The following is a 26,133-nucleotide window of genomic DNA, read 5'->3' on the forward strand; positions in this document are numbered from 1 at the left end:
GCACGTTTCTGTAACCTGTAAGCTCAGTGTACGTCGATAAAATACAGGCTTGACATTCCCCGAAATCCCCTGTAAGATATTGAAAAATTCATATCGAAATATTAATGAATGGGACAGTAATTCCTAACGGACAGTCACAGCGAGCCGGGTCAGTGTAAGCCGGTACGGATGTTAAGAATGAAACGGACCCAGGAAATGGTTTGCCGAAAATTGGAGTAGGTAAATCCGGTCTCACGACCGTTACGAAACAGAGGGGTTAAACCAGAGGTTTAACACTTAGAGTGGTACCGCGGGAATTTTCAGCTCTCGTCTCTTTTATAGAGACGGGGGCTTTTTATATTTTCTAGAAAAAGATAGGAGAGAAACGCTATGTTAAATTATAAGCATTATTTTGCAGAGAAAATTACATCGTTACTCACGGGTTTCGATGCACAGGACATTATGGCATGGATGGAATACCCAGCGAATCCGGATCAAGGTGATCTGTCTTTACCATGCTTCCGACTAAGCAAAACCCTAAGTAAATCACCACAAGTCATTGCTGAAGAGTTAAAAACAACCCTAATAGACGAGCACATCGACGAGATGAATGCCGTATCTGGTTATCTAAACATTTTTCTCAAGAAGTCTACGTTTGCAGAATCTCTTATTCGTCATATAAGTCAAGCTGGAGAAGGGTATGGATCACAGAAGTTGGGACATGGCAAGACGGTGGTGATAGACTATTCTTCTCCGAATATTGCCAAACCCTTTCATGTTGGACATTTGAGATCCACGGTGATTGGCAATGCGTTATATCATATCCACGCCTTTCTTGGATACAACTGTGTGGGGATTAACCATTTAGGCGATTGGGGGACACAGTTCGGGAAGTTGATTGTTGCTTACCAACTGTGGGGCAGTAAAGAGGCTGTAACGCTTAGAGCTATCGATGAGCTTCTCGACCTGTATGTGAAATTTCATGAGGAGGCTGAGAAAGATCCAACCTTAGAAGATCAAGCTAGATCTTGGTTTACGAAAATGGAGCAGGGTGATCAAGAAGCCCTAGCTTTGTGGCAGTGGTTTATTGAGATCAGCCTCACCGAATTTCAGAAGATTTACAACCTGCTAGGTGTCAAATTTGACGCTTTCCAAGGTGAAAGTTTCTACAATGACAAGATGGAGCCCGTCATACAGGAGTTGAAAGAGAAGCAGCTTTTGGTAGAAGATGAGGGTGCTTTATTAGTTAGGTTAGATGCTTTTGGCATGGCTCCAGCATTAATGCTGAAGAAAGACGGCAGTTCCCTGTATCATACGCGTGACCTAACGGCAGCTATATATAGAGCGGATAAGTACGAATTTGAGAAATTGATCTATGTGACGGATTATGCTCAAAATCTTCATTTCCAGCAGTTGTTTAAGGTTGTTGAATTAATGGACTATGCGTGGTCCTCCAAGCTTGAGCATGTCCCATTTGGCCGCGTGAGTATTGAAGGAGGGAGCTTGTCAACACGTAAGGGTAATGTGATTAGACTGGAGAATGTGCTGGAGCAATCCATTCAAAAAATATGGGATGTCATCGAAGCAAGAAACCCAAGCTTGCCTAATAAAGCTATAGTTGCTGAGCAAGTTGGCATTGGAGCAGTAATATTTAACGATTTGAGTGCGAATCGAATTAAAGATATTGATTTTTCGTGGGAGGAAGCTCTTAATTTCGATGGTGAAACGGGGCCGTACGTGCAGTACACCTATGCAAGAACTTGCAGTGTATGGAAGAAAGCGATATTGTCTGACAGACATGCGATGCAAACAAATGAGGTAGACGGAGCTAATTTGCAAAATAAAGAGGCCATGGCGGTTGTGAAAATGCTCTATTTATTTACGGAAAAAGTAGAGCAGGCCATGGTAAAGCTCGAACCCTCGATCGTTTCACGTTATCTCATTGATCTTGCCCAAGCATTTAATCGCTTTTACCATGCCTGTTATATCCTAGTGGAGGATGCACAATTACGTGAAGCACGATTAGCACTGGTTCAATGCGTTCAAATTACGTTGCGTAATGGCTTGAAACTTATTGGATTGCAAGCTCCTCAAGAAATTTAATGACATTAATCATTAATGAGATAAATTAAAAAGGGCTTGGCGAAATGAATTGGTAAAAATCCTCATTCATGAGAGATTTTCTTAGGGGGAATACTATTTGGTAACACAAGGTTTAACCCTTAAGGAGCTGGTTTGTCGTGCTAAAGCGAGCTGCTGCGATTGTTTCGACATGCTTATTGGCAAGTGGATGCTTAGGAAGTACGGCTACGCCTAAAGATCCAAGCATGGAAGCGAAGCAAGTCGCCCCCTTTGTCCAGATGACGTCTCCACCGATACAACAATACCATTCGACCTCGAAGAAACAAGCAGAATCAGTAACCAAAGTCTCTCAGGTTACGCTTGCTGCAATTGGGGATATCCTCATCCATGATAAAGTTTATATAGACGCAAAGCAGAAGGATGGGACGTATAATTTTAATCGTATTTTCAGCGGGGTGTCGAACTTATTACAAGCACCAGATATCCTTGTTGCTAATCAAGAAACGATGATTGGTGGCAAGGATCTGCGGCTATCCAGTTATCCAACATTTAATAGCCCTCATGAAATTGGAGATGCCCTGAAAGTAGCCGGAGTGGACGTTGTTACGATTGCCAATAATCATGCGCTAGACCGAGGCGAGAAAGTGATTCAAAGTGCGCTCACCTATTGGGATACTCTTGGGATTCCCTACACGGGTGCATTTAAATCCCAGAACGATCGGGACAATGTTCGGACAGTTACGCGAAATGAGATTACGTTCTCCTTCTTAAGTTACACCTACGGAACGAATGGGATATCAACACCTAAGGGAAAGCCGTTCTTGGTCAATCGGATCGATGATTCGCAAATTCGTACAGATGTGGAACAAGCCAAACAATTGTCGGATGTCATCGTGGTTGCACTTCATTGGGGGAATGAATATCAACGATTTCCGGATGCCAGCCAAACTAGTCTTGCTCAAAAACTAGCGAACATGGGGGTTCATATTATCATTGGGAACCATCCGCATGTCTTACAACCGCCGGCTTGGGTAGAAGGGAAGCAAGGGCATCGTGCCTTTGTTGTTTATTCGCTGGGCAACTTTCTATCCGCTCAAATCAACTTATATAAGCAAGTTGGTGGCATGGCAACTATTGACGTGTTGAAAACCATTAAAGAGAATACCAAAAAGATTGAGCTCATAAAGCCCAGTTTTCTTCCAACCTACACGTACAGTCAACAAGGTCGTCATTTCCAAATTATTTCAATGGATAGGTTAACCAATGATCAACTTATTCATGCTAAATCTCACTATGAAATGATAAAAAAACATATGCGAACCAATATGCCCGAACTGGTCATTAAGTCGTCAATGTGAGAAATCAAAAACACCGCTCCTTAGCAGGGCGGTGTTTTGCTTTGCTGTCAATCACGATGAGGATTCATCCTGCGGATTCGCTTTAGCGAGATTCAACTTCAATGCAGCCTTCTTAGCTGCTAATTCTTTCGCGGTATCTTTTTGTAGACGATCACTTGTTTTAATTTCTTCGTTCAACTTATTTACACGTGACATTTTGCTGCTCAAATCACTGTGTGACTGGCTTAATTTCATATCTCGCTGAATCTGATTAATTTTGGCTTGGGCTTGTTCTTTCTTTTTCTTCGCGTTGACCTGTTTGCTTTCAAGGTCAGCAATTTCTTTTGTCAACTGAGTAACAATTGTTTTCGTAAAGCTAATGGCCATTCCTACACCCCGTATCCATTTCATGTAGCTGAGACATCATTCTACTATAAAAGGCCGCGTTAAGCGAGAAATACCCTATCATTTATCATTCTGTTCGTTATTTCCACCCTTTTGCAGTTATGGTTTGCTTTTTGCGATTAAAAAGCCTTTTGAACAAGCTTACTTGTTTTTTACGTCTGAGAGTGAGGCGAACACCTTCGATTAGCAGTAAAGACCTTAATGAATCGCGGCGATTAAGTGTGTGTAATCTTTTAATAAACTGCTCGTCCATGTCGATCATCCTCCCAAATGTATGCACAATAGTTAAGAACCTCAACAGTAAACCTTACTTTATTATAAATTCAATAGACGAAAATATTTGTCAAACCATCGATGAGAATTAGGCTACTTTTGTCGAATATGCATGTGATTTTGTGAAATTGGCAGATGTATAGAATTTTTTAACAAAGTAGTTTACTTTCGTGACCATTCAGCATATAGTTAAATCACGGTGTTTCCTTTGGTAAACTTTTTGTCCCACTGGAAACTTTATTTTCGCCCAAAATGTTTCCCTAGGTAAAAAATATTGTAAACAAGCAATTTATAATAGGAGGTCATAGCGATGTTTCAGAAATCAGATAAAAAGCTATCGAGACGTAATCTTTTGAAGCTAGGAACGACAGGAGCGTTTGCTGTGATAGGGAGTGCATTATTGAATCCTTCCTCATTATTCGGTAGGCCACCGGTCGCACAAGCGCAAGATAAACATGATATTCACCATGCAATGAAAGAACAATTACATGAAGGTATGAAGCATGGCTATGTGCCAAGCAACGAAGTAACGGAAGGTTTCAAAGCTGCGCAACATGCACTGACCGCTTTTGATTATGGCAAAGTGAGTAAGCTTCCTGACGGTAGAACGCTGAGGGAATATGAGATCGCAGCCTATGAGGCTAATGTGGAGATTGCCAAGGGAATCAAGTTTCCAGGCTGGACGTTCAATGGGACGATACCTGGTCCAACTATCCGTTGTACGGAAGGCGATGTCCTTCGCGTGAAATTTACCAATGGAACCCTGCATCCACATTCTATTCATTTTCATGGTATGCACCCAACGAATATGGATGGTCTTGAATCTGTACTTTCCGGGGACTCATTTACGTATGAATTTGAAGCCAAACCAGCTGGTATGCACGTCTATCACTGCCATGTGGCTCCTTTAGCCAGACATATCCATAAAGGTCTCTATGGCAATTTCATCATTGACCCGAAGAAACCAAGAGCTGCTGCCAAGGAATTCAACATGCTGATGAATGGCTACGATCTTGATCTCGACGGGGAAAATGAAATTTACACCGTGAATGGCTATGCTTTTGCCTATCAGCAGGAACCCATTAAAGTGAAGGTAGGGGAGCTTGTACGGATCTACTTAAGCAATCTGACTGAATTTGATTTAATTAATTCGTTTCATCTGCATGCGAATTTTTTCAATTACTACGCAACGGGAGCAGATCCTGAAGCTCGACCTGCGTATACCGATACCATTATGCAATGCCAGGGTGAACGTGGGATTCTGGAAATTGTGTTTCCGGGGCCCGGGCGATACATGTTTCATGCGCATCAAAGCGAATTTGCGGAACTAGGTTGGATGGGATTCTTCATTGCTGAATAAGAAAGGAGGCGACGTACGATATGAGTATCAACGAACAAACCACTAAGCCATCATCATCCTCTAAAATAAAAGCTATTCTATGGGGCCTGTTGCCCTTGATCTTGCTATTAGCCATTATTACAACAATTGCCAAAGTAGGTACCGGGATTGAGAACGAACCGGCGGCTCCGATCGAAGTCTTGAATGTCGAGAAAATCACACTCAATGATGACGGTATTCAAGTGAAAGTACTGAACTCTGGGCCGGAAGAAGTAACTATCGCCCAAGTCGTCGTTGATGGCGCATTTTGGAATGCATCTTTCTCACCTAGTGATACGTTAAAAAGATTTGAACAAGGAATGATCCATATCCCATATCCATGGGTACAAGGTGATCCGCATGAAGTGAAACTTATCACGTCGAATGGTTTGATTTTCATAGGTGAAGTAGCAGCTGCTGCCGCTACACCAGAAGCGAATGGGAAGCTTTTCTGGCAATACGCTCTAATTGGCTTCTATGTGGGTGTAATCCCAGTAGGGCTAGGCCTATTATGGTATCCATTTCTTCGTAGATTCTCGGTTAGAGGCATGCATGCGATTCTTGCGTTGACCGTTGGTCTGTTGTTCTTCTTAGTCATTGATACCTTTGGTGAAGGCTTTGAGATGGCTGCTGAAGCGCCAGGCGTCTTCCAAGGTTCCGGGTTAGTGTGGTTTGGGGCCTTGCTGAGCTGTTTATTCCTGATTGCTGTCGACCAGTCGAATGAGCGTAAACTAAGCAGTGAGTCTTATGTGGGCAAACGTGTAGCTAATAAAATCGCAACAGGCATCGGGCTTCATAATTTTGGAGAAGGTCTTGCGATCGGTTCAGCTTTTGCAGTTGGGGAAGCAGCATTAGGGACTTTCCTTATCATTGGTTTCACCCTTCACAACATTACAGAGGGTGTAGGTATTGCTGCTCCGCTGTTGAAAGATCGTCCATCGTGGAAGACATTTGTCAAATTAGCATTAATCGCCGGCGGACCTGCTATAATAGGTACATGGGCGGGTGGCTTCATATTTAACGATACATTAGCTGCGCTCTTCTTCGGTATTGGTGCAGGTGCGATTCTGCAAGTCATTTATGTTATTTCAAAAATGATTCTTAAAGAATCTGAGAAAAAAGGCTTGTCTCCGGTATCTTGGTTAAACTTCAGCGGTCTTACAGCAGGCATCTTAATCATGTATGTAACTGCGTTAATGGTGAAATTTTAAGGTTTCTCAATCATGGAAAGAGTGGTGACTCATATGCTATCAGGTATTGGCATACCAGGTCTTATTGTAATCGTAGGTGTTGCGTTACTGTTGTTCGGTCCAACAAAGCTCCCGCAGCTAGGTCGTGCTTTCGGGACGACAATCAAGGAGTTTAGACAAGGAACGAAGGGATTGTTAGAGGACGAAGAGACGAAAGATAAGCAGAAGGATACACATTGATATTTTGCTGAGTGAGATATCGGAGTATGTAACAGAGCTGTCCAGAAGTAGCGTGAGCTGCTTCACTGGGCGGCTTATTTTTTATTTGAAGATGTGGGTTGATCTACTCGATTTGAACATTTAACTGTAAAAGGTACCTTGGGGAGGGGAATACAAATGACAAGTGTGAATGAGCATTGGAATGTTTCATTTTTGTTTATTGGTTTCATTTTACAATTCATACCTTGGATTTTACTTCTTGTTGCAGTAATATATATGGCAGTATATACCGTCAAAAATAATCGGAAATTAAATCAGATCCTTGATGAAATTCGCGAGTTAAAAAAGAAAAACGAATAACGGATGGAGCCATACAATGAAATCACTAGAACAATATTGGAATGAATCGTATCAAAGGCCCGACCTCAAACCTACATTCGATAACTGGCTGGACAAATATTGGCAAACGCACTTATCTACGGCTAGTAACGAAGATCTTATCGTTGATCTTGGTTGCGGTGTCGGTAATAACGCAAAGTACCTTGTAGAACATGGACTGTCGCCAATCGCTTGTGATATCTCCGAAGTGGCCATCCGTACATTGAAGACTTTTCTGCCAGATATTCAAACGCTTTGTTTGGATATGGCAGAGGGGCTTCCTTTTCAGAAAGATTCTGTACAAGTCCTCATTGCTGATCTCAGTATTCATTATTTCGATGAAACGACTACCCATGAAGTCATCCGAGATCTCTATAACGTGCTGAAAACAGATGGTATTTTACTTTGCAGGTTGAATTCGACCAATGAAATTAGCAATAAAGGAAACGTCATTCCAACGATAGATAGATATTTAATGGAATCGGAAGGGATATACCGTAGGTTTTTTGATCGAGAAGAGATAGAGCGATTTTTTGATAAAGAAATGTGGACTTACCTGCATATAGAGGAGTACGAAATGGATCGGTATACCAATAAGAAGATGCTGTGGGAAATTGCACTAAAAGCACGCAAGTAAGCGGAAAAGTCATGATAAAGCAATAAGTGGTCAATTTCCGCATGCAGAATCGTAAAGGATTTGGTGTAGGATGAGCGAACCTCTAATATATACATGTATAACATCAAGTTGGACCATTATATCGAAGCAGAAAAGGGGATTCCAATGAAACAGATTGGCATTGCACTTATTGGTTGCGGGGCGATTTCCGGCGTACATCTGAAAGCTATTTCTCAAATACCAACAGCGAAGCTCGTGGCCGTAGTTGACACGAACGCCGAGTTAGCGGCTCAAACAGCAGAAACGTATGACTGTGCGTATTACACCGATTATCTCGATATGTTGAAAAATCCTGATATTGACGTCGTTCATATATGTACGGCACATTACCAGCACGCGCCAATGGCGGTTGATGCGCTTCATGCAGGTAAGCATGTTCTTACAGAGAAGCCGATGGCTGAAACGAAAGAAGCAGCGCTAACGATGTTACGTGCAGCAGAAGCGAATCCGCATGTACAGCTTGGTGTTATTTTCCAAAATCGTTATAATCCGGCCTCCCAAATCATGAAGAAAACCGCCCAATCCGGTGAACTAGGGAAGTTACTTTGTCTAAAAGGAATTGTCACTTGGTCCCGAGATGCATCCTATTATCAAACAGAGTGGAAAGGAAAATGGGCCACAGAAGGCGGTGGTGTCCTGATTAACCAGTCCATTCATACGTTAGATTTACTACAATGGATAGGCGGCGAAGTAGCTAGTATTAAAGGAACCATGTCGACGGATTCACTTGAGGGAATTATTGAAGTAGAAGATACCGTTCATGCACACCTCACGTATCGAAGTGGAGCAACGGCTATCTTCTATGCAACGAACGCGTATGGGGTAAATTCCCCTGTTGAGATTGAGCTTGTCTTTGAAAAAGGGAAACTCGTACTCACTGGTGATACGTTGTATCGCGTGATGGATGGTGAGCAAACGATGCTGACCTCACCAGAAACGACGAATCTAGGGGCCAAATCGTACTGGGGAATCAGTCACGGTACTCAAATTGCTGATTTCTATGATCATCTATTATCAGATCGCAGCTACGGTTTGAATGGGCCTGAGGGCTTTAAAGCATTTAATCTCGTTATGGATGTGTACGAATCGGCTAGATCAGGGAAACGTATTAGTTATCTATAACAATCAGGCAGAACTGGTTTTAGGTTTCAGCTCGAAATTCCGTCCCATCGTCGCGAAAATAAAAAGCAATCTCATCGGTGATCGTACTCATTCGAATGGATATTCTTGTGAACTCTTCAATGATACCGCGATCAACTTCACAGAAAACACCATTCTCATCTGTTTGCCACACGGATACCGTTGTTTGAGATAGCGCAGCTATAAATAGATCTCCATCGGATGTCAAGGTCATCATCATGAATATCGCCCTCCCCTTCGGTCGCCGCCGCATGGCGGCTGGCTGAATCGTAAGAAATGTTCTTAATCGTTCCGTTGTTACTTGAGTATATTCGTAGTTATCAACGAAATGCGAATTTAGCGAGATATGTTCTTTCTTATTCTACTATGTAATTCTAGTCGTTACCTTTTGGTAACGGCTTTTTGTTGTTCCAATAAGAATTGGCCTAATCATTCATCACCGTTTATCTACCAAGTCAAATGGTCATAATGGGGAAGGGATGAGAATAAGGAGGGATTCACATCATGCCAGATGATGCAACGATTCCTATTGACCCGAATGTTGAAATAAACCTTGAACGAATCATGAAGGATTTAGGCGGAAGCGACGATGTCGTCATACGTGAAATACAAGATGATGGCACTTTGATAGTAGCGGCCGCAGTAGTGTATATCGATGGACTTTCCGATACATTGGCCATTAATACGTATATTTTCGATGTGTTAAAAATGATGGTTAGGAATGTCACACAGGACGCACATGGAGACAATTCGGATACAGAAACAATTGCCAAAGAGCTGCTGAATGGATTGGGTTCCATTCAAACCGTAGCGGATATGGCAGCTATGTATGCGAATTTACTTTCAGGCGAGGCTATTATTTTATTTAATCAGCAGCATTACGCGTATCGCGCAGACATTCGTCAGTGGAAGGGACGAGATGTTACTGAATCCACGAACCAGACGTCCGTGCGTGGACCTAGGGAAAGTTTTACCGAGACACTGCGCACCAATACTTCGTTAATTAGACGTAAAATAAAAGACCCAAGGCTGTGGCTGGAGTCGATGTCTATCGGTCGGATGACAAAAACCAACGTAACGATCATGTACATGAACGGGATTGCCAAGCCATCCGTAATCGAACTCGTACGTTCTAGATTAAATGCAATTGATATCGACAGCATTTTGGACAGTGGATATATCGAGGAATTAATCGAGGATAATAAGTACTCACTTTTTCCAACTATTTACAATACTGAGCTCCCAGACACCACGGCGGCCCAATTGTTAGAAGGGAAGGTAGCGATTCTTGTAGATGGCACACCTAATATTTTACTAGTACCTACGCAACTCGTTACATTTTTTCAATCAGCGGAGGACTATTATCAAAGAGCTTATTATGCAACTCTGCTTCGTCTACTTCGATTTAGCACGGTATTCATCTCTTTGCTGCTGCCTTCCATTTATATCGCAATAACGACTTTTCATCGCGATATGCTGCCAGCTTCACTGTTAATCGGGCTGGCGGCGCAACGTGAAGGGGTGCCATTGCCCGCTTTTGTTGAAGCGCTTGTCATGGAAGTGACCTTCGAAATTTTGCGAGAAGCGGGTCTTCGCATGCCGCGAGCGATTGGACAAGCCGTGTCTGTCGTTGGCACACTTGTCATTGGACAAGCTGCGGTAGAAGCGGGAATTGTCTCGGCAGCCATGGTTATTGTCGTTTCGGTAACAGCCATTTCAACATTTACGCTGCCAGCGTATAGCATGTCTATTCCAGTGCGTCTGCTTCGGTTTGTATTTATGGGGGCTGCAGCAAGTTTTGGGTTATTCGGGATTGCCATGGGGTTGTTTGTGTTATTGCTTCATTTGTGTGCTCTTCGTTCTTTCGGAGAGCCTTTTATGTCTCCATTTTCACCATACCGCAAAGCAGATTTAGAGGATACGCTGGTTCGTTTACCGAGATGGCTTGTGTTTAAGCGTCCTGAGACATCACTCGATGAAGGCAGTGATCGAATACGAAAGCGTTAGCAGGGAGGCGCTTTAGGTTGAAATATAAATTAACGGTGTTGATACTTTGCTTACTCATGCTAACTGGGTGTTGGAGCAGACGTGAATTAAATGAGCTGCTTATTGTCCTTGGAGTCGGTGTGGATTGGAAGGATGGCGAGTATTTGGTGTCCTTTCAAGTTGTTAATCCTAGTGAAATATCTGCCCAACGAAGAGGGGGGGATCGTCCGCCTAGCACGCTCTATCAGGGTAGAGGAAAGACAATGTTCGAGGCTGCCAGGTCATTAACAGCAGAGGCACCACGGAAAGTGTACATGGGTCATTTGCAATTGTATGTCATTGGAGAGGAATTGGCGAAGCGAGGGGTTAAAGATTTTCTCGATAATTCCGTCCGTGATAATGAATTGCGCATGGATTTTAATATTGTTGTAGCAAGAGGAGATATGGCGGAGAATATTTTGAAACTATTTACACCCGTCGAGAAATTACCTAGTTATAGTATGCAGCAATCACTACAAACCTCACAAAAGTCATGGGCACCGACGGTTGCTATGACGATGGATGAAGCGTTGAATAAGCTGTCTGGCAAAGGTTTCGAACTAGCGTTAACAGGTATTAAATTAATTGGTGATCCTTCTATGGGTAAATCGAAAATAAATGTAGAATTTTTTCAACCTCCCAGCCGGTATCGCTACACGGGTATCGCAGTTTTTAAAGAAGACAAGTTAATTGGCTGGTTGAACGAGCAGGAAAGTAAGGGATATACAGACATTACAAACAATTTGGATAGCACATCTATTGAGATTCCTTGTGCTGAACAGAAATATATGGGAATTGAAATTACATCATCGGAATCTAAGTTAAAAGCAAGCGTTCAGAACGGCAAACCTGTGATAGATGTGTCGATTCGTTCGGAAGCGAACATCGTGGGAAGACAATGCAGAGATGTAGATTTGACGGATCCTAAAACGATCAAACGACTAGAGCAAGAAACGAAACAAATCATACAGTCAAATGTGGAAGCAACTGTTGCTAGGGCGAAGAAGATGAAATCGGATATTATCGGTTTTGGCAGTCAACTCGGAAAGGATCAACCTACGTATTGGAAACAAGTTAAAGATACGTGGAATGATGAGATGTTTCCTCAAACAAATGTCAACTATAAGATCGAATTGTTTATTAGAAAGACGGGTACAATTGGTAATTCAACCATGAAATAGTCATGGAGAAAGGCTTGGTCTTGGATGGCGTCAGTCCTCACCGTTCTTGCTTTAGCCGTGGGTACGTTCTGGCTAGAAGCGCCTAAACTAATACGTCAAAATCATAAACGAGAATTAGCTGTTTTCATCATGTTCCTGCTAATGGCTAGTGTGTTCTATGTATTGCTCACATTAGAGATTGTGTTGCCAAACCCATTTAAAATCATTGCTTGGATGTTCGGTTGGATCGGTTAATTCGGCTGAATGCAGGGACAAGGAGGTTCGAATGAGAACATTTGACAATGCTACCATATCCGTACGCCAATTTACGATTTTAATCATTCTTAGCGTTATTGGAGATTCGATTCTCATTCTGCCGACCATCCTAGCAGCCATTTCCAAACAGGATGCGTGGTTGTCAATGTTGTTAGCCATATGCCTTGGGTTTGTTGTGGCAGGTATATTCGCTAGTATTGCAAATAAGCTTCGTAGGCGAAGACTTTTTAATCTAATCAGACTAAATCTGGGTGTTTGGTTTGGAAGTTTGTTCATCTTATTATTTCTGTTCGAATTCTATATGTGTTCACTTACTTTGTTAAGTGAGATGAGTCAGTTTATGACAACGCAATTAATGCCTGAAACGCCTATAAATGCCATCATCGTTGTATTCATTTTGGTCATTATTATCGCCTACAGGTATGGTGTCGAAGCGTTTGCACGAATGGGGGAGCTCCTCTTTCCTGTGTTTATGCTTTTATTTCTAGTTCTTTTTGTTTTATTACTGCCTCAAGTGGAATTCTCAAACTTAAAACCTATTGCGGCAGAAGGAATGGGCGTCATTTTCAAGGGAGCTATCATGGCTTTTGTAACTGCATTTACAGAAATGATTGTACTTCTCATGCTAGTGTCCAATGTTGTCGGTTCTACAACACTAACTAAACCAATCTTAATAGGTTACGCAATTGGTGGTGCCATTTTATTTGTCATTGTGATTCTATGTGTACTTGTGCTAGGTCCAAATTTAATGGAAACGAAATACTATCCGACCTTCGTACTCGCACAGAAAATAACGATAGGACATTTCTTGGAGCGGTTAGAGGCAGTTATGGCTTTTCTGTGGTTCATATCGGTGTTTTACAAAACATTGCTCCTCTTTTTCTCGTTGACATCAGGTCTTGCAGAACTGTTTCAGTTGAAGGAGAGTCATATGCTGACAATACCAATTGGCATGCTGCTACTCGTAGGAACAGTCGTGGGTACGCCTAATATTACAGAATATAATGCGATTCTTGAGTCTTACTATGCTTGGTTTGACATTTCTTTTTGTGTCATGATTCCCGCTGTGTTGCTGATCTTGTTTTATATCTATGATCTCCGAGATAAACGAAAAAAGGAACCACGGAACGACACAAAGTTGGGGCCTGAATAATGACACTGAACATAACCTAATCTCAGGAGGACAACCATGGATCAACTATTCAAATTAAAAGAACGCGGGACTTCCGTAGCAACGGAACTAATGGCGGGTGTGACGACATTCCTAACGATGGTTTATATCGTGATCGTAAATCCTGGGATATTAAGCACAACGGGGATGGATTTCCATGGTGTTTTCATGGCTACAGTACTTGCAAGTATTGTAGCAACACTGATTATGGGGCTCTTTGCCAATTATCCGATTGTGATTGCACCAGGTATGGGATTAAACGCTTATTTTGCATTTACTGTTGTGGGAGGGAATGGCGTGCCATGGCAAATCGCATTAGGAGCTGTTTTTATCGCTGGAGTTTTGTTCATTGTACTGTCGCTCACTTCTTTTCGTTATGTATTACTCGATGCGATTCCCACTAGCCTAAAACACGCCATTACTGCAGGAATTGGACTCTTTATCACCTTCATTGGTTTACAAAATGCGAAAATTATTGTGAGCTCTCCAGCAACCTTACTCACGTTAGGCAATTTGAGGGAGCCTATGACGGCGCTTACCTTGATCGGACTTATCATTTCACTTGTATTACTGGCGTATCAGGTACGCGGGTATTTATTCTTCGGCATGCTGATCACTGCCGTACTTGCATGGATATATGGGCTATTAGCTTTACCAGATACCTTCGTGGCAGCTCCATCGGGATTAGTGGCTACGGCTTTTCAACTTGATATCAAGGGTGTTTTTACTAGTGGGTTATATGCGGTTATTTTCACATTCCTGTTGATCACATTATTTGATACGACAGGTACCATGTTAGGTGTTGCTGAGCAGGCTGGCCTTCTTAAAGAGAATAAATTTCCTCGTTCGAGAGGTGCTCTTCTGGCAGATGCGGTTGGCACCACAACGGGGGCATTACTGGGTACAAGTCCAACCTCCGCTTATATCGAATCCAGTTCAGGTGTCGCAGTTGGTGGAAGAACAGGATTGACTGCTGTTATTGTAAGTCTGCTATTGGCGTTGACTTTATTGTTCTCACCGATTATTGCTGTTCTTGCGAGTATACCGGCCATAACGGCACCTACTTTAATTATTGTGGGTTTCCTCATGATGAACGTGTTGCGACAAATTGAATGGCAGGACCTGGAGGAGGCGTTTCCAGCATTTTTGATCGTAGTTCTGATGCCATTGACCTACAGTATAGCCACGGGAATTGGCATTGGATTCATTGTCTACCCGATACTTAAAGTCATTCGCGGCAAAAGAAAGGACGTACATCCTATTTTCTATCTATTTGCGGTGTTGTTTTTTGTTCAAATCGTATTTTTCACTCATTAATTATGAATGAATATGTCGTAAAGCAGGCGCCGCGGCGTACTGCTTTTTAGTGTTTCTATCATCTCTCGATTGGGCAAAACATGATCCGCTTTCATACCATGCCTTTCTGGACAAGGAACATAAACTATCTAGAACTACTATAGTGAGAGAGTGGTGCAGATGGGGAAAGGGCTACTCGCAGAAATTGCGATCAAATATGATTTGTCAATTCAACAGGTTGAACTCATTCGTAAAACTTCACGTTCTTATGTCATGAAAATTATAGCGCACCAAGGCTGTTTTATATTGAAAAGGATGCAAATGGAGGAGCTCCGCTTGCAGTTTATGGTAAATACCGAAGAATTTCTTAGATGCCGGGGCATTAATATTCCAACCGTTTATCAGACAAATGAGAACAAGCATTACGTGAAGTATAAAGGTTATTTCTATGTCCTTCAGGAATGGATTTGTGCCGGACCTTATCCACTGATTAACTTAGACCAAGTAGTTCGGTTAGCTGATTTACTGGGCAGGATGCATGCGATATCCAAAGAGTTTCAAGATTCCCATAGTCAAATCCGAATGGGGGGAGCAAAGTGGGAGCAAGCGTATGAAGAAGCTCTTCACTTTTTGGGGAAATGGAGAGAAACAAATGCATGCGTTGAAGAACCTTGGCGTAAAGCAGTGTTTGCTTATATTGATTTTTACATGAGAACGGGTGAGTTTGTAAAAGAACAATTGAAGGAACAGGGGCGTTGCATAGCCTGGGGGGAACCTGACATTCAAGTCGTGCTAAGCCATCATGATTTTCATACTCAAAATATTTTACTGGATGAAGCAGGAAAGATTTATATCATTGATTGGGAATTTGTTCGATATGATTTGCCTTCCAGGGACATGAATCGATTGCTATACGCTATGATCAAGAAGTCGAGAGTTTGGAATCATCAAGCTTTTCTTAAGGTAATGCGAGCCTATCTGAAAAGGAACATCTTGTCTAAGCGAGAAATGAAGCTGCTCTATCTGGATTTGGCGTTTCCTCACAATCTGTGCCGCAATCTGATTTGTGGCAAATTCAGTCGTATGACTGTGGATCAAATCAATGAGCTATTGCAGAAAGACAAGGAAAAGACGCAATATATGATCGAGTCGTATCTCAACCAATAGCAACGATCAACAAAGTGTAAAGAATAAAAAAGATGCCTCACAAACCATATAGGTTGGGAGACATCTGTGTTAACTAATAAGCTAAAGCGAATAGGCCATGAATGTGTGAAAGATAACGAACGTTACTTGCTTCTTTCATTAATGTAGCAGGTAAGCCTTTCAACTGTGTGTTCTTACCACCGATAGTACCGATGCCATCTTTACGTCCAAGGCTGCCTAGTGTTCCAGAGAACACAGGTACGAATTTCTCCATAACGCCGCCTTTAAGTTGCACAGACAAATTGTAACCAACTGTCTCACCCATTTGCCATGCAAGTTGTGCAGTTGGGGGATAGGGTCTTTCGCTTCCTTCAGGGAATACAACCGCGCAGTCACCTGCCAAGAAGATATCCTCGTGTGATGTGGATTGCAATGTCGAAGTTACCGTAGCACGGCCGCGATCTTCTGCGATCCCACAGCTGCCGACAACTTGGTTGCCTTTAACGCCGCCTGTCCAAATAATCGTACTCGCTTCGATCGTTTGTCCGCTTTTCAACGAAACCGAATTATTCGTAGCTTCTGTGATGGCAACACCCGTCAAGAAGGTAACTCCACGCTTCTCAAGACTTGTTACAGCTCGCTCAATGAGAACAGAAGGGAATACAGGAAGAATGGAAAGACCTGCTTCCACACAGTAGATGGAGATATCATTGAAATCAATTCCTTTAGCACGGCATACTTCAGGAAGCTTATCTGCGAATTCACCGACGAGCTCAACACCTGTTAAACCACCGCCACCAACGACAATCGTTGCATCCGCCTTATTCCTGGAAGCTTTATAAGCGTCCAAGCGAGCTTCAACATGAGCACGAATTCGGTTAGCGTCAGAAGCTGATTTCAGAATTAAACTGTTCGCTTCCAACCCCGGAATGCCAAAGTAGTTCGTTTCACTGCCAAGCGCTACAACTAGCGCATCGTATTTATGTACAGCACCGCTGCTTGTAAGAACTTGTTTCTCATTTGGTTTAATCTCTTGGATCGTGTCAACAACGATATTGACATTTTTATCGCCTAATAGTTTTTGAAGAGGAAGGGCAACGGCCTGTTCTTTAATCGTGCCGCCTGCTAATCGGTGTAATTCGGTAATGATTTGGTGCGTTGAGAATTTATTGATGATCGTAATGTTAGCTTCTGAAGCTGATAAATGTTTACGTGCGGTTAACGCAGTCAAGAGACCACCGTACCCGCCGCCAAGAATTAGTATTTGTTTAGCCATCGTTATCATCCCTTGTCCGGATTAATTTTTTCGTTCAGCGAGTACGTTCAAGAATGCTTGAGCAAATCGAAGTGTTTTCTGTACTTCAGGGTCTTTCAGCATTTTCAGCATACCGAATAGACCGATGGTTGTACCAACGTCAGCTTGCGACCGCTCCCCAGCTTCAATAGCTGCCGATGCGATGTTTTTTGCTGTTTCTTGTACTGGCTTTACGAATTCACCAATACCTTGAGCAAAATCATTGATGAGTACTTTGTCAGTCGCTACGTTTTGTGCGAAATCGTAGGCTTTGGTTAGCATGTTAACCATTTCAGCTAATTTAGGGAGATTATCCACCAGAAGAGTTAACGATTCTTGCACCTCAGGCTTCAGTAATTGGTCAAGTACGTCTAATGATTTGGGTTCAGTAACAATTGAAACGGGTGCTTCTTGAATAGTTGATGTCTGTGACATATGACAAATCCTCCTTTGCGTAAAAAAAACGTATTACATTATTCTACACCTTTTGACAATAAATTTATAAAGGCAGATATTTCAAATTGGTGAACAACTTCTATATAAAACACAACTCGAGCTAGAATTAGCTCAGTCTAACTATTTCGGATTGATTTTATAATGAAGTTGTTCACTTGATTGGAAATTGTTGGATCAAATACATACATCACTGGATAGATAAAAGGAGCTGATTAGAGAAGGATAGACGAAGTACGCCGAAAGGCAATTTTTGCTTTGACAACTAGAAAGCGCATTCGATGGAGGAGGCTGACTTCAAGTGATGAGCGTAGGGAATCCCTTCCTTTTTGATTGAATATTAATGCATAATATTGCATAATTATTACAAGGTTAAAGTCTTTGTTGAGGAGAATGTAAAATGCACTTGATATGTGAATCGAACGTAATTGAAGATTATTTAGTTGAATCGAAGGAAGTAAACTATAGCCACATAACAATTAAAGAGAAGGCTGAAGAATTACACGCAGGATCTCTTAATGAGATTGAGTTTGTAAAGCGAGCCTTTGTTTTTGTCCGTGACAGCATAGCACATTCTTGGGATATTCAAAGTTCTCGAATTACTTGTAATGCTTCTGAAGTCCTCCATTTCAGTGAAGGCATCTGTTATGCGAAATCGAATTTGTTATGTGCTATTTTAAGAAGTAAAGGAATACCAACGGGTTTCTGTTATCAGAGACTTACATTAGGAGATACTCCTGATACAGGTTATTGTGTCCATGCGTTAAATGCTGTTTACTTACATACAATTGGCAAATGGATTCGACTTGATGCACGTGGGAATAAACCAGGCATACATGCGGAATTCTCACTAACTGAAGAGAAGTTGGCATTTCCAATCCGCGATGAATATGGCGAAATGAATTATTTGCATATTTATGCAGCTCCGAATCCAAAAACCATTCAATCATTAAAACAAAGTACGGATTGTCTCACGATGTATCAGCTTGGTTTGCCTGCTTCTTTGTAGTTAAAAGTTAGTTACAAAGGATATCTCTCATTTACAGCGAATACATTAATTGTAAAATATGTTGTAGATGAGGAAGGAAGTTCACGATGATACTTGGACTATTTTTTTTGGTAGCTATAATTGGCATTATTGCCTCACTTGTTACAACAGGTGCAGCATCAGGTGGTGGGCACCGCAGGTCTCAGTCGAATTTCGACAACCCTACGACTACCATCAATCCCATACCAATGGATAATCATCATCAACTTCATTTGGATAACAATCAATCAGGTAATTATGACTCGAATGGCACCTCTTCAGATTACAAAAGTGAGAATTGTAACGATCGTAGTACAGGAAGTACGGACAGCGGTAGTAGCTGGAGTTCAGATAGCGGTGGCAGCAGTGATAGTGGAACAAATAGCAGTACTTAGAGAATCCTTCGGGGTTCTTTTTTGTATTTGTGTATGACAATAAACCTACCGCAGCAATAAGGCAAAAAAGGGCCTTATTGCTTGCCGTGCGAGCCCGAAGCGCAATCACTCCAAGAAACGTAAGTAATCTTCGCTTTCACTGAGTTCCAATTGGCGGAACGCAAGGGGGGATAGTCCCACCATTTTATGGAATACCTTTCCGAAGTAGCTCAAGCTGGTATAGCCGCATAGTGCTGCAACGTTTGTAATGGACAGTCCATGATCGCGTAGCAGCTCTGCCGCTTTCTCGATTCGTCGGTTCCGAACATAGTCCATCGGGGTTATGCGGAAGTAGTGGGGGAACATTTTGCATAAATAATATTTATCGAGCTGTGCGACTTCTGCTAGCCGATCCAAGGTAAGGTCATCAGCAATATGTTCCTGGATGTAAGCGGCAACGCGCTTGTAGGCGGAGGGGATTTCTAAACTTGTTGGCACGTTTCCATCCAATAAACAACGATGTAGCGAAAGCATCCATTCATAAATGCGAAGTGAGAGATCAAATCGATCATTGAATTTGTTCTCAGCTGTATCTGAATACAGACGCCATAGAAGTTGAATAGGGGCTGCATCAGGAAGGATTTCAAAAACAGGCCCATACATTTGAAGCAAATCTTGTCGCAACCATTCCTCTTTAAACCCCTCGAAACGTATCCAAATAAACTCCCATTGATCGCACAATGACGCATCGAATGCATATTCATGATCGTTAGGGATAGTCACCACAAATGCATGGCCTTTCGGGACGGTGTAATGCTCTTTCCCAATCCGAAGTTTACCAGCACCTTTTATTGTCCATTGGAAGATGACTCCTTGCCCGCCGCGCTTTAGTCCATTCCATTGGTAGTTCTCGTCAGTCACCGAGCTGTGCCCGATCGAGAGTAGCTTAAACAGATGGCGATTCGCAGCTTCTGTGTATCTAAAGCCATATGATTTATGCACAATATTTTACCACCATTCTTCAAAATGTTACTATATTTTCTATTCTCGCTTGGATATATAATGTCCGTATTAGATAATATATTACCATAATGGAGGTTGCTGAAGATATGCTGCTGAAGGAATGGTTGGATTGTTATGTTCGTGTCGAAGGGACGTATTTACGGGTTGGGAATGCCAAGATTGAACGGTGTTGGTCATTTGCCGGCGGCTGTCCAGTTAATGTCTCTATTCTTGATAAAAATACTAATCAGGAATGGCTCACAGCTGAACCCGACACTCCGATGTTTCAAATCCCAGGAATGTCTGATGACCAGCAGCCGCATGCCATTTTCATCTCAACTTTCGTTGAGAATGACTATGGCGTATCTCAGCCTTATTTACAAACGAATGTAGATATTCACGTTGAAGTTATGTCTGCTATCCAACGATTGACATTGAAGATCTATCCTGAAGCACCATTCATTCGTCATGAGATAACTGTGATTCAAGACAGTACTGTCCAAAGCAATTATCTCCCATCAGATATGGAGCGATCCCTTGTCTGGACAAAAGATGATTTCAAAGCAAATAGCAATCTGTCCACTCCTGCACTTCAACTTGACACGAATAATAAGCAACATCACGCTGCGCTGGCTGATTATTGTGAACATATGGTACTTCGAGATCTTCATTGCCGATGGACATCTATACAATTTCTTGATCAGACGGATACGAATAATAATCTCGTAAGTCGTGACACGGGGTTGTTATACGTCAATGAGAAGCGAAGCTTACAAGGTAATCTATTGTTTCTTACGAAAACACTGCATGAAAGCGGTTTGTTAATTATTAAAGAAGGTCCAACGAAATTAGGAATATTTGGTAACTATCGGATGGAATTTCAATTTCGCGGGAAACGTTTGAGCCTGGAAGGAACGGGGCTAAGTGAAGAAGATCTACGACAAAAAGAAGACATCACCTCTTATGGCGTAACTGTTGGTGTTTACGATGGGACTATGCTGGGTGGATATAACTTGCTTGAAACGTATCATCGGAATCTGCGTCCGCACAATTCGGATAGAGATAGCTTCATGATGAGCAATACCTGGGGGGATCGCTCGAAAGATGGCGCCATAAGCGAGTCGTTTTTGATCAAAGAATTGCAGGCGGCAGCCGCCCTTGGAATAAGCATCATGCAAATTGATGACGGTTGGCAGAAGGGGGTAACGAGCAATTCTGTGCATGCATCAACGATGGCGAATGGAGGATTGTGGAGCGATTATTATAGTGGTGATGGGGATTTCTGGGAGGTTCACCCGGACAGATTTCCGAACGGACTCGCATCCATCGTTGCACTAGCCAAGGAACTGGGGGTTGCCTTAGGCTTATGGTACTCTCCAGACTCTGTCCATGACTATATGAATTGGGAGAGGGATATTGCTACCTTATTGCATCTCCATCGAAATTACAATATTCGTGCATTTAAGTTAGATGGTATTGAGATTCGATCTAAGTTGGGCGAGATTCGTTTACTGAATATGATGCGATACGTTCAGAAAGCGACCAATGGGCAAGTTGATTTCAATATCGATACGACTGCTCAGAAGAGACTAGGTTACTTTGGGCAAACCCAATATGGAAGTATTTTTCTTGAAAATCGCTACACCGATTGGAAAAATTATTATCCTCACTGGACGCTGCGCAATCTTTGGATGTTAGCTCCTTATTTACCATCTTCGAGACTGCAAATGGAATTCTTGAATGTGAATCGCAACATGGATAACTATGCGGAAGATCCTTTAGCTCCGGATGCATGCGGGCAAGTCTATGCTTTCGCAGCAACAGCGTTCTCGAATCCATTAGCCTGGATGGAACTAACGAGATTAACGGATCAGCAAATGACTCGCTTGTCTAAGATCATTCAAGCTTTGAAGCCTTATCATGCGGAGATCTTAGCTGGACAAGTGCTACCTATAGGTGAAGAACCATCGGGTGCTAGCTGGACAGGCATGCAAAGTATTTGCAGTCCAATGCACGGTTATTTCATCATCTACCGCGAGCTGCACGAATCCGACACCGCAGTTATGAAACTGTGGGGCTTGAGTGGTGAAGTAAACGTCACCGAGTTGCTGCGAATGGATATAAAAGATGATGTGTTAATTCCGCAAACGCAGCTTCAAGTGGTCTGGGAATCGACACAGCAAGGAGAATATGTAGTTACTCGACCAGCGCCTTTTACTTTCATTATGTATCGGTATGACATTTCATCGATTTCCTAATTGTTGGCTTATTGGATGAGCAACAAAGAAGAGGTTGGCCCATTGTCTTCAATGACATAGGGCTAACCTCTTTTGTTATCTCGCTTATACGAGTGCCTTCTCATATAGAAAGACGTGGAAACCATCGATGGTAGCTGGACCTTTCTGTTGGTAGCCATTTTTCACAAATAACTTTTGGGCACCGAGTTGATTGGAAAGCGTGTCAAGAATCAGGTGGTTGACGCCGAGTTCTCTAGCTTTTTCCTCTAATTGCGAGAGAATCTGTTGACCATATCCTTTCTTCTGATGACTAGGATGAACACGAAGACGCTTAATTTCGGCTTTGCCATCTTTAAGCAGCTTTAAGCCACCCATGGCCAACACATTACCGTCTAATCCGGTGCCTACCAGAAATTCCCCGCCATCTTTTAAATACTGTTCAGGGATATGTAAAATATCATGGTAATGCTGATGAGTAGGTTCTACATTTGCCTCAGAGATGACTAATAAATGAATCCGCCATAAATCATCCGTATCCAACGTGGAGTAACGCCTCGTTTTAATCATAAAGTGTACCTCCTCTTTCCATAAATTTCATAATGGGTATATATGTAATATAAACTAACGTAAAACTGATAACAAATAACCTTTTCTTATGGGTTATCATATTATTTTGAATATATCTGACGAAAACATAGTGATAACTGACATGAAATAGCAGTTGGATGAGATTTCTAATGAGAGCATAACAAATGTGTCTTTAAGAAATCGGAGAAGTTGAGTTTGTTTTTATGGTGAAATAGATGAAAAAACTGTGGAAATGAATAATCTCACACTCCTTTTTTGTTATATAACATGACATTGCATTTAAGATTCAGTTAATTTATCGATGTTGAAATAAAAGGTTGAATGAAGTGGAAGCGGAAACATCCATCTAAAAGCGTATGAAAATTGATGAAAAATATGTAATTGTTCGTGTTTTTCAAATTTGATGTACTTAATTACAACGAATTGGCAAATTTTTGTTGAAAAAAACGATGTTACAGCGTATATTGGTAACAAGAAACAAATGTTAGGTAATTTTACATTACAAATCGGATATCCATTTTACAACACAATGTAGATATAACATAACTCATCATGTTAGTTTAATTCGAATGGGAGCGTGACATAGGATGAAGAAAAAAATAGTTTTAGTAGGAAATGGTATGGCTGGTGTTAATTGTATAGAGCAATTGCTAAAACTTGCACCTAACTCATATGAAATCACGATCTTTGGGAAAGAACCGCATCCAAACTATAACCGTATCCTGCTCTCATCTGTATTGGCTGGAGATGCGGATATGAAGGATATCGTCATTAATGATTGGTCTTGGTACTCGGATAACAACATTACCTTGCACACGGGACATACCGTTAACAAGATAGATACAGAACGCAAGCTCGTTAGCACAGATCATGGAATCACGGTAGCCTATGATGAATTGATACTGGCAACTGGATCGCTGCCATTCATGTTGCCGCTGCCCGGTGCAGACAAAGAAGGTGTGATTGCATTCCGCGACATTGCGGATTGCGAGACGATGATGGAAACCGCCAAGAATTACAAAAGAGCAGTAGTTATTGGAGGCGGTCTACTTGGGCTTGAAGCGGCGCGCGGATTGCTGAACCTGAATATGGAAGTTTCCGTCGTTCATATCAACGAATACTTAATGAATCTTCAACTCGACAGAACTGCATCCACGATGTTGCAACAAGAATTAGAACAACAAGGGATGAAATTCCTGCTCAAGAAAAATAGTGAAACCATTTTAGGTAAGAAACGAGTTACTGGACTTCGCTTCACGGATGGTTCAGAGGTAGATGCTGATCTTATCGTGATGGCTGTTGGGATTAGACCTAACATGGCACTGGCGAAGAACAGTGGCATTGAAATCAATCGAGGCATCGTAGTCAATGATTTCCTTGAAACGAGTGTCCCGCATATTTACTCTATTGGCGAATGTACAGAGCACCGAGGTGTTGCATACGGTCTAGTGGCACCGCTGTATGAGCAAGGAGCTGTTCTAGCCAAGCGATTAGCAGGTGTTAGTACGGATGGCTATCAGGGTTCTGTCGTTTCTACGAAGCTCAAAGTTTCTGGTGTTGACGTCTTCTCCGCAGGTGAATATGCAGATAAACCAGGTACGCGTGCTGTGCGTGTACAAGATGATTTTGATGGCATCTATAAGAAAGTTGTAATTCGTGAAGGGAAAGTGATCGGGGCTGTCTTGTTCGGTGACATCAGCGATGGTTCCAGACTGTTCGCAATGATTCGCAATGGTGAGGATGTAACGGGCAAAGAAAAGACGGTACTCATTGGCGATGGTGGAGGCAAGACGAAGTCAGGTGTTGATCTAGTTGCTGGCATGAGCGCAGATGAAATCGTATGTGGCTGTAATGGTGTTTCCAAAGGGGCCATTGTCCAAGCGATTCAAGAGAAAGGCTGCTCCAGCGTTAATGATATCAAAGCATGTACCAAAGCTTCCGCTTCTTGCGGAGGGTGTAAGCCGCTTGTAGCCGATGTTCTTACTTATGTCCTTGGTGCAGACGGTGTGAAAACCGTCAAGGAAGGGATTTGCGGTTGTACAACGCTTGGGCGTGACGAAGTTGTTGAAGCGATCCGCACCATGCAACTTACCACTACCAAAGAAGTTATGAATGTTCTTGAATGGTCCAATACAGAAGGGTGCTCTAAGTGCCGTCCAGCATTGAATTACTATTTGGGTATGGTGTGGCCGGAAGAGCATGAAGACGAAAGAGAGTCTCGTTTCGTGAACGAGCGTAATCACGCGAACATTCAGAAGGATGGCACGTACTCTGTCGTTCCGAGAATGTATGGTGGTGTAACGACTCCGAAGGACTTAAAGAAAATTGCAGAGATCGCTGAGAAATATGAAGTTCCCCTAGTGAAAGTGACAGGCGGACAGCGTATCGATTTGCTCGGTGTGAAGAAAGAAGACCTGCCTGGCATGTGGGCTGATCTAGATATGCCTTCAGGGTATGCATACGGTAAATCACTTCGTACAGTGAAAACATGCGTGGGCTCCACGTTCTGCCGCTTTGGTACACAAGATGCGATCGGCATGGGCATTCAACTTGAGAAGAAGTTCGAACGGCTGTATACACCAGCTAAGGTTAAAATGGCTGTCTCGGGTTGTCCGCGTAACTGTGCGGAGGCGACAATCAAAGATTTTGGTGTAGTCGCCATTGACGGCGGCTGGGAACTCCATGTTGGCGGTAACGGAGGAACGAAGTTACGTGGAACTGATCTTTTATGCAAAGTGAAGACGGAAGAGGAAGTGCTCGAATGGTCTGGCGCTTACCTGCAATATTATCGGGAAACCGGGAAGTACAATGAGCGCACATCGGAGTGGTTGGAGCGAGTAGGTCTGGAGACTATTAAGACAACATTGGCATCAAGCGAAGATCGTGCTGCCTTCAACGACCGCATTAATAAAGCATTATCACTGCTGAAGGATCCATGGAAAGAGATTATCGAAGAAAAGGCACTTCGCCAAACATTTTCACCCATTGAAGAGCAATCGGCAGCGTCGATTTTGAAATAGAAGGGAT

25 protein-coding genes and 1 other annotated feature are annotated in these 26,133 nt (G+C 42.4%); of the genes, 18 read left to right on the top strand and 7 right to left on the bottom strand.

The window, feature by feature from the left end; genetic code table 11:
* Positions 1-95 precede the first annotated feature (95 nt).
* Positions 96-317: a binding site (T-box leader), on the top strand.
* 52 nt (positions 318-369) lie between these two features.
* Positions 370-2,082 (top strand): arginine--tRNA ligase, encoded by a 1,713-nt coding sequence (gene argS / locus ASL11_RS26450; protein WP_056621491.1) that lies wholly within the window; start codon positions 370-372, stop codon positions 2,080-2,082.
* Positions 2,083-2,219: 137 nt separating this feature from the next.
* Complete coding sequence (locus tag ASL11_RS26455) at positions 2,220-3,419, top strand: CapA family protein (RefSeq protein ID WP_056621494.1); 1,200 nt, start codon at positions 2,220-2,222, stop codon at positions 3,417-3,419.
* Between the two features lie 51 nt (positions 3,420-3,470).
* On the opposite strand, the gene ASL11_RS26460 is transcribed toward ASL11_RS26455, so the two are convergent.
* Together ASL11_RS26460 and ASL11_RS36760 are read right to left on the bottom strand one after the other, a co-directional pair.
* Positions 3,471-3,809: a hypothetical protein gene (locus ASL11_RS26460; RefSeq protein ID WP_157257060.1), complete on the bottom strand. Its 339-nt coding sequence runs from the start codon at positions 3,807-3,809 to the stop codon at positions 3,471-3,473.
* A gap of 73 nt (positions 3,810-3,882) precedes the next feature.
* Positions 3,883-4,056, bottom strand: coding sequence for a hypothetical protein (locus ASL11_RS36760; protein WP_157257061.1), 174 nt, complete (start codon positions 4,054-4,056; stop codon positions 3,883-3,885).
* Between the two features lie 330 nt (positions 4,057-4,386).
* On the opposite strand from ASL11_RS36760, the gene ASL11_RS26465 reads away from it, so the two are divergent.
* The 6 genes from ASL11_RS26465 (at position 4,387) to ASL11_RS26490 (ending at position 9,039) form a co-directional block, all read left to right on the top strand.
* On the top strand, positions 4,387-5,436 hold the full coding sequence (locus tag ASL11_RS26465) for a multicopper oxidase domain-containing protein (protein WP_056621499.1): 1,050 nt from the start codon (positions 4,387-4,389) through the stop codon (positions 5,434-5,436).
* Between the two features lie 20 nt (positions 5,437-5,456).
* The gene (locus tag ASL11_RS26470) at positions 5,457-6,665 is read left to right on the top strand and encodes a ZIP family metal transporter (RefSeq protein ID WP_056621501.1); all 1,209 of its coding nucleotides are present in this window, start codon (positions 5,457-5,459) and stop codon (positions 6,663-6,665) included.
* Positions 6,666-6,677: 12 nt separating this feature from the next.
* Complete coding sequence (locus ASL11_RS26475) at positions 6,678-6,884, top strand: twin-arginine translocase TatA/TatE family subunit (RefSeq protein ID WP_327205116.1); 207 nt, start codon at positions 6,678-6,680, stop codon at positions 6,882-6,884.
* A gap of 156 nt (positions 6,885-7,040) precedes the next feature.
* The gene (locus ASL11_RS26480) at positions 7,041-7,223 is read left to right on the top strand and encodes a hypothetical protein (RefSeq protein ID WP_056621505.1); all 183 of its coding nucleotides are present in this window, start codon (positions 7,041-7,043) and stop codon (positions 7,221-7,223) included.
* 16 nt (positions 7,224-7,239) lie between these two features.
* Positions 7,240-7,878, top strand: coding sequence for a class I SAM-dependent methyltransferase (locus ASL11_RS26485; RefSeq protein WP_056621507.1), 639 nt, complete (start codon positions 7,240-7,242; stop codon positions 7,876-7,878).
* A 144-nt stretch (positions 7,879-8,022) separates the two neighbouring features.
* Complete coding sequence (locus ASL11_RS26490) at positions 8,023-9,039, top strand: Gfo/Idh/MocA family protein (protein WP_056621880.1); 1,017 nt, start codon at positions 8,023-8,025, stop codon at positions 9,037-9,039.
* 19 nt (positions 9,040-9,058) lie between these two features.
* On the opposite strand, the gene ASL11_RS26495 is transcribed toward ASL11_RS26490, so the two are convergent.
* Entirely contained in the window at positions 9,059-9,277 is a 219-nt protein-coding gene (locus ASL11_RS26495) for a hypothetical protein (RefSeq protein ID WP_056621509.1), read from the bottom strand.
* Positions 9,278-9,561: 284 nt separating this feature from the next.
* On the opposite strand from ASL11_RS26495, the gene ASL11_RS26500 reads away from it, so the two are divergent.
* The 6 genes from ASL11_RS26500 (at position 9,562) to ASL11_RS26525 (ending at position 16,152) form a co-directional block, all read left to right on the top strand.
* The gene (locus tag ASL11_RS26500; RefSeq protein WP_056621511.1) at positions 9,562-11,064 is read left to right on the top strand and encodes a spore germination protein; all 1,503 of its coding nucleotides are present in this window, start codon (positions 9,562-9,564) and stop codon (positions 11,062-11,064) included.
* A 17-nt stretch (positions 11,065-11,081) separates the two neighbouring features.
* On the top strand, positions 11,082-12,263 hold the full coding sequence (locus ASL11_RS26505) for a Ger(x)C family spore germination protein (RefSeq protein WP_056621513.1): 1,182 nt from the start codon (positions 11,082-11,084) through the stop codon (positions 12,261-12,263).
* Between the two features lie 24 nt (positions 12,264-12,287).
* Entirely contained in the window at positions 12,288-12,497 is a 210-nt protein-coding gene (locus tag ASL11_RS26510) for a hypothetical protein (RefSeq protein ID WP_056621515.1), read from the top strand.
* A gap of 31 nt (positions 12,498-12,528) precedes the next feature.
* Complete coding sequence (locus ASL11_RS26515) at positions 12,529-13,671, top strand: GerAB/ArcD/ProY family transporter (protein ID WP_056621517.1); 1,143 nt, start codon at positions 12,529-12,531, stop codon at positions 13,669-13,671.
* Positions 13,672-13,707: 36 nt separating this feature from the next.
* Positions 13,708-15,006 (top strand): NCS2 family permease, encoded by a 1,299-nt coding sequence (locus ASL11_RS26520; protein WP_056621519.1) that lies wholly within the window; start codon positions 13,708-13,710, stop codon positions 15,004-15,006.
* Between the two features lie 159 nt (positions 15,007-15,165).
* Complete coding sequence (locus tag ASL11_RS26525; RefSeq protein WP_056621521.1) at positions 15,166-16,152, top strand: phosphotransferase; 987 nt, start codon at positions 15,166-15,168, stop codon at positions 16,150-16,152.
* Positions 16,153-16,225: 73 nt separating this feature from the next.
* Here ASL11_RS26525 and ASL11_RS26530 read toward each other — a convergent pair whose 3' ends face one another.
* Both ASL11_RS26530 and ASL11_RS26535 read right to left on the bottom strand, forming a co-directional pair.
* Positions 16,226-17,407 carry an NAD(P)/FAD-dependent oxidoreductase gene (locus ASL11_RS26530; RefSeq protein ID WP_056621523.1) on the bottom strand — a complete coding sequence of 394 codons (1,182 nt, stop codon included), beginning with the start codon at positions 17,405-17,407 and terminating at the stop codon, positions 16,226-16,228.
* A 21-nt stretch (positions 17,408-17,428) separates the two neighbouring features.
* Positions 17,429-17,860: a DUF1641 domain-containing protein gene (locus ASL11_RS26535; RefSeq protein WP_056621524.1), complete on the bottom strand. Its 432-nt coding sequence runs from the start codon at positions 17,858-17,860 to the stop codon at positions 17,429-17,431.
* A gap of 418 nt (positions 17,861-18,278) precedes the next feature.
* On the opposite strand from ASL11_RS26535, the gene ASL11_RS26540 reads away from it, so the two are divergent.
* Positions 18,279-18,887 carry a transglutaminase-like domain-containing protein gene (locus ASL11_RS26540; RefSeq protein ID WP_056621526.1) on the top strand — a complete coding sequence of 203 codons (609 nt, stop codon included), beginning with the start codon at positions 18,279-18,281 and terminating at the stop codon, positions 18,885-18,887.
* A gap of 86 nt (positions 18,888-18,973) precedes the next feature.
* Positions 18,974-19,300: a hypothetical protein gene (locus tag ASL11_RS26545; RefSeq protein ID WP_056621528.1), complete on the top strand. Its 327-nt coding sequence runs from the start codon at positions 18,974-18,976 to the stop codon at positions 19,298-19,300.
* 105 nt (positions 19,301-19,405) lie between these two features.
* Here the strand turns inward: ASL11_RS26545 and ASL11_RS26550 are convergent, their stop codons facing one another.
* The gene (locus ASL11_RS26550) at positions 19,406-20,281 is read right to left on the bottom strand and encodes a helix-turn-helix transcriptional regulator (protein ID WP_056621530.1); all 876 of its coding nucleotides are present in this window, start codon (positions 20,279-20,281) and stop codon (positions 19,406-19,408) included.
* 107 nt (positions 20,282-20,388) lie between these two features.
* On the opposite strand from ASL11_RS26550, the gene ASL11_RS26555 reads away from it, so the two are divergent.
* Positions 20,389-22,539: an alpha-galactosidase gene (locus ASL11_RS26555; protein ID WP_056621532.1), complete on the top strand. Its 2,151-nt coding sequence runs from the start codon at positions 20,389-20,391 to the stop codon at positions 22,537-22,539.
* An 84-nt stretch (positions 22,540-22,623) separates the two neighbouring features.
* Here ASL11_RS26555 and ASL11_RS26560 read toward each other — a convergent pair whose 3' ends face one another.
* Positions 22,624-23,085, bottom strand: coding sequence for a GNAT family N-acetyltransferase (locus ASL11_RS26560; protein ID WP_056621537.1), 462 nt, complete (start codon positions 23,083-23,085; stop codon positions 22,624-22,626).
* 608 nt (positions 23,086-23,693) lie between these two features.
* On the opposite strand from ASL11_RS26560, the gene nirB reads away from it, so the two are divergent.
* Positions 23,694-26,126 (top strand): nitrite reductase large subunit NirB, encoded by a 2,433-nt coding sequence (gene nirB, locus ASL11_RS26565; protein ID WP_056621539.1) that lies wholly within the window; start codon positions 23,694-23,696, stop codon positions 26,124-26,126.
* The last annotated feature ends 7 nt before the right edge of the window (positions 26,127-26,133 follow it).

The sequence above is a fragment of the Paenibacillus sp. Soil750 genome (assembly GCF_001428045.1).
Taxonomy (GTDB): Bacteria; Bacillota; Bacilli; order Paenibacillales; family NBRC-103111; genus Paenibacillus_E; species Paenibacillus_E allorhizoplanae.

Excerpts from the sequence above, each read along its gene's own strand:
- ASL11_RS26510 (WP_056621515.1), top strand. The coding sequence starts at position 12,288 with ATGGCGTCAGTCCTCACCGTTCTTGCTTTAGCCGTGGGTACGTTCTGG.
- ASL11_RS26495 (WP_056621509.1), bottom strand. The coding sequence starts at position 9,277 with ATGATGATGACCTTGACATCCGATGGAGATCTATTTATAGCTGCGCTA.
- ASL11_RS26470 (WP_056621501.1), top strand. The coding sequence starts at position 5,457 with ATGAGTATCAACGAACAAACCACTAAGCCATCATCATCCTCTAAAATA.
- ASL11_RS26540 (WP_056621526.1), top strand. The coding sequence starts at position 18,279 with ATGCACTTGATATGTGAATCGAACGTAATTGAAGATTATTTAGTTGAA.
- ASL11_RS26460 (WP_157257060.1), bottom strand. The coding sequence starts at position 3,809 with ATGAAATGGATACGGGGTGTAGGAATGGCCATTAGCTTTACGAAAACA.
- ASL11_RS26560 (WP_056621537.1), bottom strand. The coding sequence starts at position 23,085 with ATGATTAAAACGAGGCGTTACTCCACGTTGGATACGGATGATTTATGG.
- ASL11_RS26490 (WP_056621880.1), top strand. The coding sequence starts at position 8,023 with ATGAAACAGATTGGCATTGCACTTATTGGTTGCGGGGCGATTTCCGGC.
- ASL11_RS26525 (WP_056621521.1), top strand. The coding sequence starts at position 15,166 with ATGGGGAAAGGGCTACTCGCAGAAATTGCGATCAAATATGATTTGTCA.
- ASL11_RS26545 (WP_056621528.1), top strand. The coding sequence starts at position 18,974 with ATGATACTTGGACTATTTTTTTTGGTAGCTATAATTGGCATTATTGCC.
- ASL11_RS26465 (WP_056621499.1), top strand. The coding sequence starts at position 4,387 with ATGTTTCAGAAATCAGATAAAAAGCTATCGAGACGTAATCTTTTGAAG.
- ASL11_RS36760 (WP_157257061.1), bottom strand. The coding sequence starts at position 4,056 with ATGGACGAGCAGTTTATTAAAAGATTACACACACTTAATCGCCGCGAT.
- ASL11_RS26530 (WP_056621523.1), bottom strand. The coding sequence starts at position 17,407 with ATGGCTAAACAAATACTAATTCTTGGCGGCGGGTACGGTGGTCTCTTG.
- ASL11_RS26480 (WP_056621505.1), top strand. The coding sequence starts at position 7,041 with ATGACAAGTGTGAATGAGCATTGGAATGTTTCATTTTTGTTTATTGGT.
- ASL11_RS26485 (WP_056621507.1), top strand. The coding sequence starts at position 7,240 with ATGAAATCACTAGAACAATATTGGAATGAATCGTATCAAAGGCCCGAC.
- nirB (WP_056621539.1), top strand. The coding sequence starts at position 23,694 with ATGAAGAAAAAAATAGTTTTAGTAGGAAATGGTATGGCTGGTGTTAAT.
- ASL11_RS26515 (WP_056621517.1), top strand. The coding sequence starts at position 12,529 with ATGAGAACATTTGACAATGCTACCATATCCGTACGCCAATTTACGATT.
- ASL11_RS26555 (WP_056621532.1), top strand. The coding sequence starts at position 20,389 with ATGCTGCTGAAGGAATGGTTGGATTGTTATGTTCGTGTCGAAGGGACG.
- ASL11_RS26500 (WP_056621511.1), top strand. The coding sequence starts at position 9,562 with ATGCCAGATGATGCAACGATTCCTATTGACCCGAATGTTGAAATAAAC.
- ASL11_RS26520 (WP_056621519.1), top strand. The coding sequence starts at position 13,708 with ATGGATCAACTATTCAAATTAAAAGAACGCGGGACTTCCGTAGCAACG.
- ASL11_RS26535 (WP_056621524.1), bottom strand. The coding sequence starts at position 17,860 with ATGTCACAGACATCAACTATTCAAGAAGCACCCGTTTCAATTGTTACT.
- argS (WP_056621491.1), top strand. The coding sequence starts at position 370 with ATGTTAAATTATAAGCATTATTTTGCAGAGAAAATTACATCGTTACTC.
- ASL11_RS26475 (WP_327205116.1), top strand. The coding sequence starts at position 6,678 with ATGGAAAGAGTGGTGACTCATATGCTATCAGGTATTGGCATACCAGGT.